At 61.0% G+C, this 15,029-nt stretch carries 14 protein-coding genes; 8 read left to right on the top strand and 6 right to left on the bottom strand.

Going from position 1 to position 15,029, the window contains the following annotated elements; genetic code table 11:
• The first annotated feature begins 23 nt into the window (after positions 1-23).
• Together msrP and AACH73_RS15650 are read left to right on the top strand one after the other, a co-directional pair.
• The gene (msrP, locus tag AACH73_RS15655) at positions 24-953 is read left to right on the top strand and encodes a protein-methionine-sulfoxide reductase catalytic subunit MsrP (protein WP_338735826.1); all 930 of its coding nucleotides are present in this window, start codon (positions 24-26) and stop codon (positions 951-953) included.
• Positions 953-1,549, top strand: coding sequence for a protein-methionine-sulfoxide reductase heme-binding subunit MsrQ (locus tag AACH73_RS15650; protein WP_338735825.1), 597 nt, complete (start codon positions 953-955; stop codon positions 1,547-1,549). The genes msrP and AACH73_RS15650 overlap by 1 nt, the downstream gene beginning before the upstream one ends.
• Before the next feature lie 172 nt (positions 1,550-1,721).
• Here the strand turns inward: AACH73_RS15650 and radC are convergent, their stop codons facing one another.
• Positions 1,722-2,456: a DNA repair protein RadC gene (gene radC / locus AACH73_RS15645; protein WP_338735824.1), complete on the bottom strand. Its 735-nt coding sequence runs from the start codon at positions 2,454-2,456 to the stop codon at positions 1,722-1,724.
• Positions 2,457-2,466: 10 nt separating this feature from the next.
• Positions 2,467-3,279 carry a type I methionyl aminopeptidase gene (map, locus tag AACH73_RS15640; RefSeq protein WP_338735823.1) on the bottom strand — a complete coding sequence of 271 codons (813 nt, stop codon included), beginning with the start codon at positions 3,277-3,279 and terminating at the stop codon, positions 2,467-2,469.
• A 151-nt stretch (positions 3,280-3,430) separates the two neighbouring features.
• On the opposite strand from map, the gene AACH73_RS15635 reads away from it, so the two are divergent.
• Both AACH73_RS15635 and AACH73_RS15630 read left to right on the top strand, forming a co-directional pair.
• Positions 3,431-4,312, top strand: coding sequence for a division plane positioning ATPase MipZ (locus AACH73_RS15635; protein ID WP_272742573.1), 882 nt, complete (start codon positions 3,431-3,433; stop codon positions 4,310-4,312).
• Positions 4,313-4,339: 27 nt separating this feature from the next.
• The gene (locus AACH73_RS15630) at positions 4,340-4,780 is read left to right on the top strand and encodes a molecular chaperone DnaJ (RefSeq protein ID WP_272742572.1); all 441 of its coding nucleotides are present in this window, start codon (positions 4,340-4,342) and stop codon (positions 4,778-4,780) included.
• A gap of 20 nt (positions 4,781-4,800) precedes the next feature.
• Here the strand turns inward: AACH73_RS15630 and AACH73_RS15625 are convergent, their stop codons facing one another.
• On the bottom strand, positions 4,801-6,183 hold the full coding sequence (locus AACH73_RS15625; RefSeq protein ID WP_338735822.1) for a D-alanyl-D-alanine carboxypeptidase: 1,383 nt from the start codon (positions 6,181-6,183) through the stop codon (positions 4,801-4,803).
• A gap of 391 nt (positions 6,184-6,574) precedes the next feature.
• Here AACH73_RS15625 and phaP point away from each other — a divergent pair, with 391 nt between their 5' ends.
• Both phaP and AACH73_RS15615 read left to right on the top strand, forming a co-directional pair.
• Positions 6,575-7,009, top strand: a complete 435-nt coding sequence (gene phaP / locus AACH73_RS15620) for a TIGR01841 family phasin (RefSeq protein WP_126423973.1) — start codon at positions 6,575-6,577, stop codon at positions 7,007-7,009.
• A gap of 206 nt (positions 7,010-7,215) precedes the next feature.
• Positions 7,216-7,398, top strand: a complete 183-nt coding sequence (locus AACH73_RS15615; RefSeq protein WP_338735821.1) for a hypothetical protein — start codon at positions 7,216-7,218, stop codon at positions 7,396-7,398.
• A gap of 124 nt (positions 7,399-7,522) precedes the next feature.
• On the opposite strand, the gene AACH73_RS15610 is transcribed toward AACH73_RS15615, so the two are convergent.
• Entirely contained in the window at positions 7,523-8,068 is a 546-nt protein-coding gene (locus AACH73_RS15610; protein ID WP_338735820.1) for an N-acetyltransferase family protein, read from the bottom strand.
• Positions 8,069-8,296: 228 nt separating this feature from the next.
• Positions 8,297-10,429 (bottom strand): S9 family peptidase, encoded by a 2,133-nt coding sequence (locus tag AACH73_RS15605; protein ID WP_338735819.1) that lies wholly within the window; start codon positions 10,427-10,429, stop codon positions 8,297-8,299.
• A 277-nt stretch (positions 10,430-10,706) separates the two neighbouring features.
• Between AACH73_RS15605 and AACH73_RS15600 the strand changes: the two genes are divergently transcribed.
• The gene (locus AACH73_RS15600; RefSeq protein ID WP_338735818.1) at positions 10,707-11,579 is read left to right on the top strand and encodes a serine protease; all 873 of its coding nucleotides are present in this window, start codon (positions 10,707-10,709) and stop codon (positions 11,577-11,579) included.
• 7 nt (positions 11,580-11,586) lie between these two features.
• Here the strand turns inward: AACH73_RS15600 and AACH73_RS15595 are convergent, their stop codons facing one another.
• The gene (locus AACH73_RS15595; RefSeq protein ID WP_338735817.1) at positions 11,587-13,341 is read right to left on the bottom strand and encodes an acyl-CoA dehydrogenase; all 1,755 of its coding nucleotides are present in this window, start codon (positions 13,339-13,341) and stop codon (positions 11,587-11,589) included.
• A 217-nt stretch (positions 13,342-13,558) separates the two neighbouring features.
• On the opposite strand from AACH73_RS15595, the gene AACH73_RS15590 reads away from it, so the two are divergent.
• Positions 13,559-14,827, top strand: a complete 1,269-nt coding sequence (locus tag AACH73_RS15590) for a YceI family protein (protein WP_272742566.1) — start codon at positions 13,559-13,561, stop codon at positions 14,825-14,827.
• The last annotated feature ends 202 nt before the right edge of the window (positions 14,828-15,029 follow it).

Below are 15,029 nucleotides of genomic sequence, written 5' to 3'. Positions count from 1 at the left end.
GGTAGAACTCACGGAGACTGCCCATGTTGATCCGCCACACCCCCGATCTGACCGACAACGACGTCACTCCCAAGGAGATCTATCTCAGGCGGCGCGAGATCATGGCGGCGGGGATCGGCTTCGGCCTGGGGCTGGCCGGGGCGGGGGCGCAAGCCGCACAGGTGACGGGCAAGCTGAATGCCAAACGTACCTTCTGGACCAATGAGACGCCGACCGACCTCGAAGCCGTGACGGGCTACAACAACTTCTATGAGTTCGGCACCGATAAGCTGGAGCCGGTCAAATACGCTTCAGCCCTGACCACGCGGCCGTGGACGGTCAAGCTCGATGGCGACTGCGCCAAACCCCAGACGGTCGATATCGAAACCCTGCTGAAGGGGGCGCTGGAGGAGCGCATTTACCGTCTGCGTTGCGTCGAAGGCTGGTCGATGGTCATCCCGTGGATCGGTATTCCGCTGGCCGAGGTTATCAAGCGGGCCGAACCGTTGTCGAAGGCCAAATATATGGCCTTTGAGACGGCGCTGCGGCCCAAGGAAATGCGCGGTGTGTCCGACCGTATTCTGCAATGGCCCTATGTCGAGGGGCTGCGCATGGATGAGGCGATGAACCCGCTGGCCCTGCTGGCCGTCGGGCTCTATGGCGACCTCCTTCCCAATCAGAACGGCGCGCCGATCCGGCTGGTTGTGCCGTGGAAGTACGGTTTCAAGTCGATCAAATCCATCGTGCGGATTTCCTTCACCACGCGCGAGCCGCCGACCTCGTGGAACCGGTATGCGCCGAACGAGTACGGCTTTTATTCCAATGTGAACCCGCAGGTGGATCATCCGCGCTGGTCGCAGGCCACGGAGCGCCGTATCGGGGAATTCAAGCGCCGCCCGACCCTGATGTTCAACGGCTATGCCGACAATGTCGCGCACCTCTATGCCGGCATGGACCTGAAAAAGTACTACTGATGAAGGCGAAGCGCGGGTTTACGCCGGATATCGCCCTGATCTGCGCCCTGTGCCTGTTGCCGGTGCTGTGGCTGCTGTGGCGGTTTTTCCATAATGATCTGGGGGTTAACCCGGTCGAGACGGTGGTGCGGCAACTGGGGGTATGGGGATTGCGGCTGCTGGTGCTGGGTCTGGCCCTGACGCCATTAGCGCGCCTGTTGCGGCAGGGGCGGCTGATCCGCTGGCGGCGGCCCATCGGCCTGTTTGCCTTTGGCTATGTGACGCTGCACCTGCTGAGCTATGTGGTGATTGATCAGTATTTCGACTGGGCGCAGATCTGGTCGGATATCCTCAAGCGACCCTATATCACCTTTGGCATGGCGGCCTTTGTGCTGCTGATCCCGCTGGCCCTGACCTCGTTCAATGCGGCCATCCGGCGGCTGGGCGGGGTGGTGTGGCGGAATCTGCACCGGCTGATCTATGTGATCGTGCCGCTGGGGGCCTTGCACTACTTCCTGCTGGTCAAGGCCGACAAGTCGATGCCGCTGGTCTATGCGGCGATCATCGCGGTCCTGCTGGCATGGCGCGTCTGGGAGTGGGCGAGGAAGAAGGTTTAGCCACCAAAAACAGGAAAAGCACGAACGGAGCGCTGAAAATAGCCGTGCTCGAAAAGCCTTCTCAAGGCTTGTGGCAGGTATTGCAACAAGCGCTTCGCGCGCAAGGCTCAAGCCATGAATGGGGTGCTTTGGCTGCGCCGAACTTCGTTTCGTGTTTTTCGTGGCTAAAAGATCAAATGGCGCCGACCTGTTTCATGCTCAGCACACCTTCGCGGCCGACGATCAGGTGGTCGTGGATGGCGATTTTCAGCGGTTTCCCGGCGGCTATAATGGCCTTGGTCATGTCGATATCGCCCTGCGACGGCATGGGGTCACCGGAAGGGTGGTTATGACATAAAATCACCGATGAGGCCGACAGCTCCAGCGCCCGACGCATGATTTCGCGCGGATAGGCCGGGGCGTAATTCATGATCTCATCGGCGATCAACTGATTCTTCTTGTCGAGGAATAGCAGGCGGAACTGCTCACGCGGTTCGTGCGCCAGCGTCACGCGAAGGTACGACAATAGTGCCTGCCAGCTTGAGATGACCGTTGAGCGTTTCAGCGGCTCGGCCATCAGGCGGCGCGTCGCTTCGAACATCAGTTGCAGATCAAGCGCGATGTCCGGCGTCATCTTCAGCGACCGGCCCTTGTTGTCGAGCGCCGACACCTGAAGCATGTCCTCAAGCGGGGCCGACAGCACGGCGGACAGGCTGCCGAAGCGGCTCAACAGCGCCTTGGCCAGCGGTTTGACGTCGCGTTGCGGGATGGAGCGAAACAGAAACAGCTCCAGCACCTCGTAATCGGGCAGGACCGACGTTCCGCCGCGCCGCGCCCGATCGCGCAGGCGCTGTCTGTGGCCCCCATGCTCAGGCAAGGCGGGGTCGGGCAGGATGGTTTCGCTTATCGGTGGCTCCCCCTCAGCCATGTCCGCTATCTCAGGTCACCGGCTGCGGGCGGAACTTGTCCGAGGCCGTGAAGATTTCCAGCCCGTCCTTCGTCACGCCGATGCTGTGCTCGCACTGCGCCGTCAGCGACTTGTCGCGCGTCACGGCGGTCCAGCCGTCATTGAGCACCTTCACTTCCGGGCGGCCGAGATTGATCATCGGCTCAACCGTGAAGAACATACCTTCTTCCAGAACCGGGCCGGTGCCCGCGCGGCCAAAGTGCAGGACATTGGGGTTGTCATGGAAGACCTGTCCCAGACCGTGGCCGCAGAAGTCGCGCACCACGCTGCACCGCTGGGCTTCGGCGTATGTCTGAATGGCGTGGGCGATGTCGCCGAACGTGTTGCCAGGCTTGATCTGCGCCAGACCCAGATGCAGCGACTCATAGGTCACATCGACAAGACGCCGGGCCTTGGCATTGACATTGCCGACCTCATACATACGCGAGGTATCGCCATGCCAGCCGTCGATAATGGCAGTGACGTCAATATTGACGATATCGCCGTCCTTCAGCGTCTTGGCTTCGGACGGGATGCCGTGACAGACGACGTGGTTGGGCGAAATACACACGGTGTGCATATAGCCGCGATAGAAGACGCAGGCCGGCAGCGCGCCGTGGTCGAAGATAAATTCGCGCGCCAGATCATCGAGATAGGAGGTCTTCACGCCGGGCACCACATAGGGGATCAGCATGTCGAGGCAGTCGGCGGCGACCTTGCCGGCGCGGCGCATACCTTCGAAGCCTTCGGGCCCGTGGATTTTGATACGGTCGGTGCGGGTGATGTAATCGCTATCTGTGGTCATGACGGCAATATAGTCCCTGCGTCCGCAAATGGCTAGGCTCTGCGGACGGTTCTGTCCCCGTTAAATCGTTAACCGATTATTGACGTCTGATGCGGGTGGCCCAAGATAAGGAGTCCGGATCGGGTGCTGATTCGGGCTGTGGAGTAGGGTCATGTCGAACGCGCGTATTCTGGTTTTTGGCAACGAAAAGGGCGGGGCGGGGAAGTCCACCGTCGCCATGCACGTCGCGGCGGCCTTGCTGCATCAGGGCAAGCGCGTCGCTATCATCGACCTCGACCTGCGGCAGCGCTCGCTGGCGCACTTTTTCGAGAACCGTAAAAAGTGGGCGGCGGCCAATGAAAAAATCCTGCCACACGCCGTCGAGCCCTTCCTGCACAAAAACCCGGCCGAGCTGGTCAAGGTGCCGGATTCCGAGGCCAAGGCCGCCTTTGACCGCGCGCTCGGCGAAGCGATCGACGTGGCCGACTATGTGATTATCGACACGCCGGGCGGCGACAGCTTTTTGTCCCGCCGTGCCCACGCGGTGGCGCACGTCATCATCACGCCGATGAACGACAGCTTTATCGACTTTGATCTGCTGGGGCAGGTCGATCCGGTGACGCTCGACGTCAAACGCCCGTCCATCTATGCCGAAACCGTGTGGAATTCGCGCAAGGTGCGCGCCACCTGGGACGGCAAGACCATCGACTGGATCGTGCTGCGTAACCGTCTGGCCACCAATCAGGCGCGTAATGCCAAGCGTATCGACGACCGGCTTCAGGCGCTGGGCAAGCGGATCGGCTTTCGCGTCGCGGCGGGCCTGCGCGACCGCGTGCTGTACCGTGAACTGTTCCCATTTGGGTTAACGGTGCTCGACCTCAGCGAGGAGATCAAGCCGGTGGCCGTGTCCATGGCCCACGTGTCGGCGCGCGCCGAAATCCGTGCCGTCATGCTGGCGCTCGATCTCGAAAACGAGGCGGCGGTGTCGGAACAGTTGACGGAACTGGGGCCTCAGCTAGAAACGGACGAGGACGATTTCGAAGCGGCGGAGTAATTTCGCCTCCGTCCGGAAAGCGCGCCCGTGTATCTGATTATTGCCGCTGCTGCTGCCTTTGCCCTGCTCGTTTGGGTCGGCCGCCAGTCGCGCCTGGGGAAGCTCAAACCCGGCCCGTGGATTCGCCAAAGACGCGCCCTGACCGCCGTATCGGCCGTGGCCGTGGCCATGGCGGGCGTCATCTGCGTGGCGCGAGGACAATACATTCTGGCCAGTGTGCTGGTGTCTGTCGCTCTGGCCATGGCCGGTGGTGCGCGCTATCGGCCTGAGCCCAAACCGGCGAGTGCCTGGACCAGCGCCGAGATCGAGGCCTATCGCACGCTGGGGCTGGAGGTCGGGGCGGATCGCCGCGCCATCGTCAAGGCGTGGAAACAGCGCATGAAGGCCGCGCACCCGGATCAGGGCGGGTCTGATGCGCTGGCGGCGAAGCTCAACGCCGCGCGGGACACGTTATTGAAGCGAAAATAGCTCCGGCACAGCCGTAAACCTTACGATTTCACCACCATGCAATCGAGACGCTTGGCTTCGATGGCCTTGCAGGCCTTTTGCGCCTCGGCCTTGGTCATGTCGATAAAGCGCGTGCGATAGCGACCGGCGTCGTTTTCCGACACGTCGGTTTCAAACCCTTTGAGCGTCGGGAAGCGCTTCTTGATGTCCTTGGCCCAGTCGGCGGCCAGCGACTTCTGCTTGAAGGCCCCGACCTGCACCGCCCAGATGGCGTCCGGGTCTTTTTTCTTTTTCTTCGCGGCGGCGGTGGTCGAGGTCTTTTTGGCCGCAGCCTTGTCCTCGGCGGCCTTTTCGGCCTTACTGAGCGCGGCGACCACGGCAGGGGCCTTGGCGGTGCCGGACAAGCGCTGCACCGTGGTGCCGTCCTCGTCATCCTGCGCATCAAGCGCGGCCATCAAGGCGGTGGAATCACCCACCACCTGATATTTCGGGGCGATGGCGCTGCGGAATTCGTTCTGGGCCACGACGATTTGCTCACCCTTGTCGCGGCGGGCAAAGACGTCGAAGCCGGTATTCATCAGCGTGGTGACGTGTTCGCGGCGCTGCGCCTTGTCCGATCCGCCCAGCATGACGGCGATCAGGCGGTGATTGCCCTTGCGCTGCGACGCGACGAGATTGTAGCCGGCGGCATTGATAAAGCCGGTCTTCATGCCATCGACGCCCGGATAGGCCAGAAGCGGATTGTGGTTCGAATAGGTGCGGCCGTTAAACTGCACCGACCGCACGTGGAAATATTCGTAATATTGCGGGAAGTCGCGCATGACGGCGCGCGCCAGAACCGCAAAGTCACGCGCCGAGGAGACCTGACGCGAATCGGGCAGGCCCGAGGCATTGACGAAGTTGGAACGCGTCATGCCCAGTTCCTGCGCCTTGACGGTCATCAGGGCGGCAAAGCGCTGTTCCGAGCCGCCGATATGCTCACCCAGAGCGGCGGCCAGATCGTTGGCGGAATAGGCGGCGATCAGGCGCATGGCCATATCGACCGTGATGGTATCACCGGCTTTCAGGCCCGACTTGGTAGGCGGCATGGACGCGGCGTGAGCCGACAGGGTGATGACGTCATCGGGCTTGAGGCGACCCTGCGCCATTTCCTCGAACGCCATGTAGAGAGTCATGATCTTGGTCAGTGAGGCGGGGTAGCGCGGCGAGTCGGCGCGCATGGCGTAAAAGACTTCGCCCGATTGCGCATCAACGACGATGGCGGCATAGCGGTCGCTGGCGGCCGGGTCCTGAGCGCGGGCGGGGGATACGACCAGCACGCCGATCAGCGCCAGAGCCGCGGCGGTCGTCGCCAGCATGGCCCTGAGGTTGACCTCTTTCGCCGCGACCCTGGCCGTGTGTCGTGTCTGGGTCGTGTGAGACATCTGTTGACGCATTCGTATGATCCCGCTTTTACGCTGCTACTGACTGAACGGCGACAAAACGCCGCAAGAGGCCGCCTGACCGGAAAGAGGTATAAGACCATGAAAGGGCAGGTCTGTCAGCCTCAATTCATTCATCCTTAATCAGAGCGCCCGATTTCCTTACCAGCTTCTTACACAAGCGGTCATTTTTGGCCAAAATGCGCCCGGATTCGTCTGAGGGGTGAGGAAAGCCTATCACAATCGCGTTAGGTTTTGTGCGCTGCACAATAATTATTGACGCCATGCTGCGCTTGCGTTATACACAGGCTTATCACGGGCGACGCTTTCACACCAGCGGACGTGTTCAGCCCGGTTTGCGGACACCCCGCCTAACCTGAGTGGAGATAATGCCATGGTGGATACCGAAACCTACAAGGCGACCGTCGAAAAAGTGACTGCCGCTTCCAACCAAGCGTTCAAGGACGGCGTCGAAAAGACGCTCGGCGCCCTGAACGAAGTCAACACCCTGTCGAAGGCCAATGTTGAGGCCGTCGTTGAAAGCCTGACCGCCGCCACCAAGGGCGCGGAAACGGTCGGCGCGCAGGCCGCGGCCTACACCAAGAAGAGCTGGGAAGAGGCCGTTACGGCTGCCAAGACCCTGTCTTCGGCCAAGTCGGTGCAGGAAGTGATCGAGCTTCAGTCGTCTTACGCCAAGTCGGCGCTCGAAGCCTATGTGTCGGAAATGAACGCCCTGACCGAGACCCTGTCGGCCTCGTTCAAGGACACCTTCAAGCCGCTGAACGCGCGCATGACGGCGACCGTCGAAAAGTTCCAGTCCTACCGTTAATCGACGGTACGATCTAAAAAAGATTAGCCCTCGCGGAACACCGCGAGGGCTAATCTTTTTAGATCTATACTTCTCAGATCACACGTAAATCGTGTTATACTTGCCTAGCGGCTAATTGCTTTGAACATAGGTTGAGAATGAGTGACGATGGTATGATTTGAAACGACGCAATTTCGTTTGCGGCATTAGAGGGACTTCGTGGTCTGATGGAACTCATGATTGAGAAGGGCCTTCTTAATCGTCAAGAGACGGCGATAATGCTAAGCAAAGTTGCAGACGTTCAATCGGGGGTGATGGACAACGTTTGGGCACCATCAAATGAAGGAGCATCAAAACTTCTGCAAATGCTAAGCGATGAACAGATGGGGAAGCTTAAACGAGGAGAATGAAGTTTCCGTTCTGGTTATTAGGTAAACGGACGTATAAAGCCGAGAGGCTAAACCTCACTCAAGAGTAGTTTTTTTGTATTTAAGTTTTTGGCAATTGCCGAAGTTGGGCTTTCATTTTTTTTAGCTAAACACCTTTGCCCGCCCAGCCCATGCCCTGTGCCGGGCCGTCGGTCGGGCGCAGGGGTTTGCTCATGAAAATCACATCCAGCCAGCGGTCGAACTTATAGCCCGCTTTTGGCAATTTGCCTGTGTGTTCGAAGCCCGCCTGCTCATGCAGGCGGATCGAGCCCGTGTTTTCGGCGTCACCGATTACGGCGTACATGGCGTAGAAACCGGCCTCGGTGGAGGCCGCCATCAGGGCGCTGAGCAGGGCCTTGCCCACGCCCTTGCCCTTGTGCGCCGGGTGGACATAGATGCTGTCCTCGACGCCGTAGCGATAGGCGATGCGCGCCCGAAACGGCGAAGCATAGGCATAGCCGATGACGCTATCGCCTTCGGTCGCCACCAGATAGGGCAGGTTCATGCACTGCAATTCCTGCCAGCGCGCCCGCATGGCGTCTTCGCCCGGCGGTACGATGTCGAAGGTGCCGGTGCCGTTCAGCACCCCGTCCTGATAGATTTCGGCTATGGCGGCAAAGTCGGTGACCTGAACCTTACGGATTTCGGGCATGGGGAGCTCTAACAGAACAGTCGGTTTCTCCTCCCTGTGCCGAAGGCATGGGGAGGTGTCAGGACGCGAAGCGGATTGATGGAGGGGCTTTCCTCAAACGCGATATCTGGCGAGATATCTGGTTCAGGGACTGAGTCTGCAACGCCTTCGGAGGTATCCCCCTCCGTCATTTTCGCTATCGCTCAAATGCCACCTCCCCACAGCAAAGCCGCAGGGAGGAGAGCAGGTTTACGCAGGCTTGGTCCAGCCCTTGTCCAGCGCCCAGATGGCGAAGGCGTAGTTGAGCGCGGTTTCCTTCAGGCGATCAAAACGCCCCGAAGCCCCGCCGTGCCCGGCCTCCATATTTATCTTGAGCAGGATCGGCGACCCCGATGTGGTGTATTCGCGCAGCTTGGAGGCCCACTTCATCGGCTCCCAATAGGTGACGCGCGGATCGGACAGGCCGCCCGTGGCCAGCACCGGCGGATAGGCCTTGGCCGACACATTGTCATAGGGCGAATAGGAGGCGATGTATTCGTAAGCCGCCTTATCCTCCAGCGGGTTACCCCATTCCGGCCATTCGGGCGGCGTGAGCGGCAGGGAGGTATCGCTCATGGTGTTGAGCACGTCGACAAACGGCACCTGACCGATCACGCCGCCCCACAAGTCCGGACGCAGATTGGCAATGGCCCCCATCAGCATACCACCGGCCGAGCCGCCCTGCGCCACGATGCGGCCCTTGGCGCCATAGCCCTTGGCAATCAGATGCTCCGCCGCGGCAATAAAGTCGGTAAAGGTGTTCTTTTTCTTGAACTTTCGACCGTCTAGAAACCAGTTATAGCCCTTTTCCGTGCCGCCGCGGATGTGCGCAATGGCGTAGATAAAGCCGCGATTGACGAGGCTTAGGGTCGAAACCGAGAAGGTCGGTTCCATCGAAATGCCGTAGGAGCCATAGCCGTAGAGCAGCAGCGGCGCCGAGCCGTCCAGCCGGGTGTCCTTTTTCATCAGCACCGTCACCGGCACCTCTGCCCCGTCCGACGCCTTGGCGTAGAGACGCTTGGCGACATAGTCGGCGGGGTTATGGCCCGACGGCACGACCTGGGTCTTGCGCAGCACCTTCTGCTGCGTCGTCATATCGTAGTCGTAGGTCTGGGCCGGCGTGGTGGGTGAAGTATAGGTGTAGCGCATCACCGTCGTGTCGTATTCTAGCGATCCGCCCAGCCCCAGCGCATAGGCCTCTTCCTTCACCGCGATCTCATGCTCGCTGAGGTCGGCCTTTCTGGTGATGACGATGCGCGAATTGGCGTTTTCGCGCTCGGTACGCACCATGTGACCTTTGAACAGGCCAAAACCGGTGACGTAGATGCCCGGACGGTGCGCGATCCACGGCTTCCATGTTGAGCGCGCCGGGACCGCCGCGCTTGAAGTCATAATCTGGAAATCGACCGCACCGTCGGCATTGGTCAGGATAACGAAGCGATCGTCCCAGTGATCGACGCTGTATTGCACGCCGGTGTGACGCGCCTCGACCACCACAGGGGCGGCGGTCGGCGTTTTGGCCGGGATCAGGAGTGCCTCCGAGGTTTCGTGATCATTGATGCTGATCAGGATGAATTGCTCATCCGAGGTCAGGCCAACGCCCATGAAGAAGCCGGGATCGGTTTCCTCATAGACCAGCACGTCCTCACCGCCCCTGGCCGGGCGGCGGTAGAGTTTGGACGGGCGACCATTGTCGTCGCGGAAGGTCCAGAAGATATGTTGCGAGTCCGGCGTGAAGACGAAATCACCCGTGGCGCTTTCGACCGGTTTGCCCAGCACTTGCCCCGTGGCAAGGTCTTTGACGTAGATCTTATAGACCTCAGAGCCCTGCGTGTCCTCGGCCCAGGCGTAGAGCGTGTGATCGGGGCTGTGGGTCGTGGTGGCCGTTGCATAATATTCGTGGCCCTTGGCGGCGGCGTCTTCGTCCAGCAGGATCTGCTCATCGGCCGGGATATTGGCGAAGGGCACGGTTTCGCGGCTGATCTTGTCCTGGCTGCGCGGTTTGCGGGCATTGATCGGATGCTGACCGCCGATATTGTAGCGGACGTAATATTCCCACACGCCGTCCGGGGCGGGTACCGACGAATCGTCTTCCTTGATGCGGCCCTTGATCTCTTCGAAAATGGTCGTCTGAAGCGCCTCGGTCGGCTTGAGGAGGGCTTTGGTATAGGCGTTTTCCTCGATCAGTTGGGCCTTGACATCGGCCTTGATGGCGGAGGGATCGCGCAGCACCGCCTGCCAGTTGTCATCCTTCATCCAGAAATAGTCGTCGGTGCGCCTGAAGCCCAGTTGCTCGATCGTATGCGGCTGCTTCAGGGGCTTGGGGGCGGGGGTTTTGGACATCAGACTCTCTGCGGCAAGGACGGAGGAAGGGGCAGCCACCAGACCGGCGTGGAGCGCCACGGTGGCCCCCGCGCTATAATTCAGGAAATTTCGGCGATTAAGGCCACGAACCGGGTGGTTTTTCATGGAGGCACCTTTGACAAATTGCGTCCGGGACGCAAGGATGAACAGGTAAGAGCTTGATACGATCCACCAACGGACGTCAACTTACGGCTTGTTTATTCGTGACTGTGTTTTGGGCATGGTTTTGGCCCATTTGGGGGGTAAGACATAGGATATGGATGCTGACCTGACCCTCAACCTGATCGAAGCCACCGTTCAGATCGACCAGCCGGTCAATGATCAGAAGCGCATGGTGGGTACAGGCTTTCTCGTCTCTGTGCCGCGCGAAGGGGCCGCCCCCGAAGTGGTGCTGGTGACCGCCGCCCACGTCTTCGAGCGGATGCCGCAGAACGAAGTGCGTATCGGCTGGCGCGTCAAGGCCGCCAATGGCACCTGGCAATATAGCCCGACCCGCATCCCCATCCGCAACGATGCCGGGCCGATGTGGACACAAAATCCCAAGCAGGACATCGCCGTCATCCCCGTTCAGGTGCCGCCGTCCTACAGGGACAAGGCCATCCCGATGAGCTGGCTGGCCGACGAGCGCTCCTTCGATCAGTTGCACGTCTCACCGGGCGACGAGATGATGACGCTCGGCTATCCGCATGGCTATTCGGCCAATACGATCGGCTTTCCCATCCTGCGGGCCGGGCGGCTGGCCTCTTATCCGGTCGGGCCGGTATCCAGCTTCCCGACCTTCCTGATCGACCTGACGGCCATTCCGGGTAATTCCGGCGGGCCGGTCTTCATGACCGAACATACCGAGCGCGCACCGGGTACCGAGATGCCGAAGGTGACGCTGGTGTCCGGTATCCTGACCAAGCAGGTCGAGGTCAATGCCCAGCGCCTTGAGCTGGGCCTTGTCACCCACGCGGTGTTTGTGCGCCAGACCATCGAGCAGTTGTTTGCGGCCCGCGGTCAGGCCCCGGGCGTCAAGGCCGGCGTCACCTCATCGGCATCGCCGCCGCCCGTGGTCATCCTGCCGAAAAAAGGCGCACCGAAAGTGTCCGGTGCCTCGGCCGCCGGACAGGGCAAGAGCAAGCCTTAATTCGGGCTTAGAGGCCCTCCGATAAAGCCTCCAGCGATCCGGCTCCGGCCGTGATGGCGGTTTGCAGCGCCTGCGCATGTGACAGGATATGCGCCGCATAGAGCTTCCACAGCTCGACCTTGGCCCTCAGCCATGCCGGATCGCCCTCATTCGCCTCAAGGCGCGCTGTGGCTGCGACCGCGCCGCGCAGCAGGACGTAGCCGCCCACCACATCCCCCGTCAGTTTCAGATAGGCCGTCGCCCCGGCCTGTACGTCCGCTGGTCGGGCCTTTTTCTGCGCCACCAGCCACAGACTGGCGGCTTCAAAGGCCGTCAGGGCCGCCTCCAGCGCTTCAACCGATTTCTTAAAATTATCGTTTAAACTATTATTTTGAATGTAGGATTGTATGTCCTCTTTAAGTTCTATAGCAGAAGCGGCGTCGTCCCCCAGTTTGCGACCCACAAGGTCGCCAGCCTGAATGCCATTGGTCCCTTCGTAGATCGGGGCGATGCGCGCGTCGCGGTAATGCTGGGCCGCGCCGGTCTCTTCGATAAAGCCCATGCCGCCATGCACCTGCACCCCGGTCGAGGCCACTTCAACACCGATATCGGTGGCCCAGGCCTTGGCGACCGGGACCAGAAAATCCTCACGGCGTTTCACGCGAGCGTCCGCATTCAGGCGGTAGTCGTCAGCGGCCATGGCTGTCAGCAGGCAGAGGCCGCGCGCCGCTTCGATCTTCGCTCTGGACAGGGCCAGCATCAGGCGCACATCGGGGTGGTCGAAGATCGGGGCCTTCTTTTCGCCGGTGAGGATTGAATTGCCCTGACGACGGTCGCGCGCATAGGCCAGCGCCTGCTGATAGGCGCGTTCGGCAATGCCCACGCCCTGCACCCCGACGGCGAGGCGCGCCGCGTTCATCATGGTGAACATGGCCATCAACCCTTGATGCGGCTGCCCGACCAGTTCGGCCTTCGCCCCCTCAAAGGCCATGACACAGGTGGGCGAGGCATGGATGCCGAGTTTATGCTCCAACCCGACGGCGCGCAGGGCATTGCGTTCGCCTAGAGAGCCGTCGTCGTTGACGAGGTATTTCGGGCATAAAAACAGCGATATACCCCGTGTCCCTTCAGGTGCGCCGGGAAGTCGCGCCAGCACCAGATGCAGTATATTATCGCGCGTTTCGTGATCGCCCCAGGTGATATAGATTTTCTGCCCGGTCAGGCGGTAGGCGTCGCCGTCCGGCACGGCCTGACTGGTCAGAAGCGCCAGATCGGAGCCGGCCTGCGGCTCGGTCAGGTTCATGGTGCCCGACCATTCCCCGCCGGTCAGATGCGGCAGATAGAGTGCCTTCTGACGCTCGGTGCCGTGGTGGTGCAGGGCCTCGATGGCCGCCTGCGACAGGGTGGGATAAAGCGCAAAGGCCATATTGGCGGCGTGGAACATCTCATAGGCGGCCATTTCCAGCGCCTTGGGCATGGCCTGACCGCCGTGTTCCACCGGGGCCCCCAAGCCGGCCCAACCGCCTTCGGCAAAGGCCGACACCGCCTCGGCAAAGCCGGGGGCCACGATGACCTTATCGTTTTCGAGCTTCGCGCCGTGCGTATCGCCGACGCGGTTGAGCGGGGCCAGCACCTCTTCGGACAATTGCCCGGCGGCGTCGAGAATCGCGTCAAGCAGATCGCCGTCGAAATCGGGATAGGCGGAACTCTGGTACAGGCGCTCAATGCCCGTTACCGCCGTCAGGCTGAACTTGAGATCCGCGAGCGGGGCACGGTAGGTCATGGGATTTCCTCAGCTTTTATTCTACTGATGTTCTGATGACGCATGACGTGGCGGCAGGGAAATTCACAGTTCCGTGAACTTCCCTTACGGCATAAGAGAAAAAGTGCAGGAAAACAGAGCCGGGCTTGATATGTAATTTTACTAGTTACATATAGCCGTTGATTTTGGACACCGCATCGGCATAGTGTTCACCAACGCACATTTGAGGAGTCGCCCCATGACGCCCGCCACCTATCACCGCGCCTCGCGCTACCTGCACTGGGCCATGGCCGCCCTGATCTTCTACATGGTCTTTCTGGGCTGGACGCTGGAGGACAAGGACGGTGGCCTGTTCTCGCGCTATCAGATGCACAAGTCGGTGGGTTTTCTGATCCTCTTGCTGACCTTTGTGCGCATCGGCCTGCGTGTGGCCTATAAGGCCCCGCCGGAGATCGAGGGCCCCAAATGGCAGATGGCGGCGGCGCGCGCCGTGCATATCGGCTTCTATGTGCTGATGATCGGCCTGCCGCTGACCGGCTGGGCACTGGTGTCAACGGCGAAGGTGCCGGTGCCGACCCTGTGGTTCGGTGTCGTGCCGATCCCCCACCTGCCGCTGGGCCACGACACGCATGAGGTTTTTGAGGCGTTGCATGGCCTGTTTGCTAAGCTGATCTTCTACGTCCTGATCCCGCTGCACGTCGGCGCGGCGCTTATGCACCATTTTGTCCACAAGGACGATACGGTGACGCGCATCCTGCCGGGGCTGGAACCCAAACCGACGATCCTACAAAGCGCGCTGAACGTCCGCTGGTTGGTGCCGGCGGTGGCGGTGGCGGGGGCGTTTGTGCTGGCCACCTTTATGATGCGCGGGGCCAAGGCGCCGGAGCCAGCCCCCGTCGCCGCGCCCGAACGGGTGGAAACGGTGGCCTCGGCTGAGCCCGAAACCGTGACCAGCGAAGCGGCCTCATCCACAGGGTCGGCGTCGTCTTCCACAGCCTCATCCACAGCCGTGCCCGTCTGGACGGTCAGCAAGGCGGCCTCCTATATCCACTTTGCCACCACCTTTAACGGTGAGGCCATCAAGGGCGGTTTCGGCAGCTACACGGCGGACATCACCTTCGACCCGCAACGCCTCGATCAGTCGAAGGCGACGGTGGTGATTGATCTGGCCTCGGTCAACAGCGGCGACCAGACCCGCGACGACACGCTGAAAAGCGACAGCTTCTTCAACACGGCCGCCACCCCGAAAGCCACTTTCAAGGCGACGACCTTCACCCAGACGGGGCCGGATAAGTATCTCGCTAGGGGCCGCCTGACCCTGCACGGCCAGACCAAACCGTTCGACCTGCCGTTTACGCTGAAAATCAACGGTAAACAGGCGGTGATGACCGCCACCGCCAGGCTCAATCGACTGGACTACGGGGTGGGTTCGGGCGAGTGGACGGCCACGGATGCCGTGCCGAATGCTGTGTCGCTCGATCTCAAGGTCACGGCCACGACGAAATAGGGCTTACGCGCGCGCCGTGGTGTGATATGGCGCGCCATCCTTTTCTCCTCCCTGTCGCGTAGCGATGGAGAGGGGGACCCTCAAGCGCAGCGTAGAGGGTGGAGGAGGATAGCCCCTCTGTTTCAAGGGCTTCGGACCCTGTTCGGGATCGAGTCACCCCCCTCCGTCGGCCGCGCTTCGCTCGCCGCCACCTCCCCATGCC

Source organism: Asticcacaulis sp. DW145, assembly GCF_037101385.1.
Taxonomy (GTDB): Bacteria; Pseudomonadota; Alphaproteobacteria; order Caulobacterales; family Caulobacteraceae; genus Asticcacaulis; species Asticcacaulis currens.
Note: the sequence above shows the minus strand (reverse complement) of the source record. Positions and strands in the feature narration are given on the sequence as shown.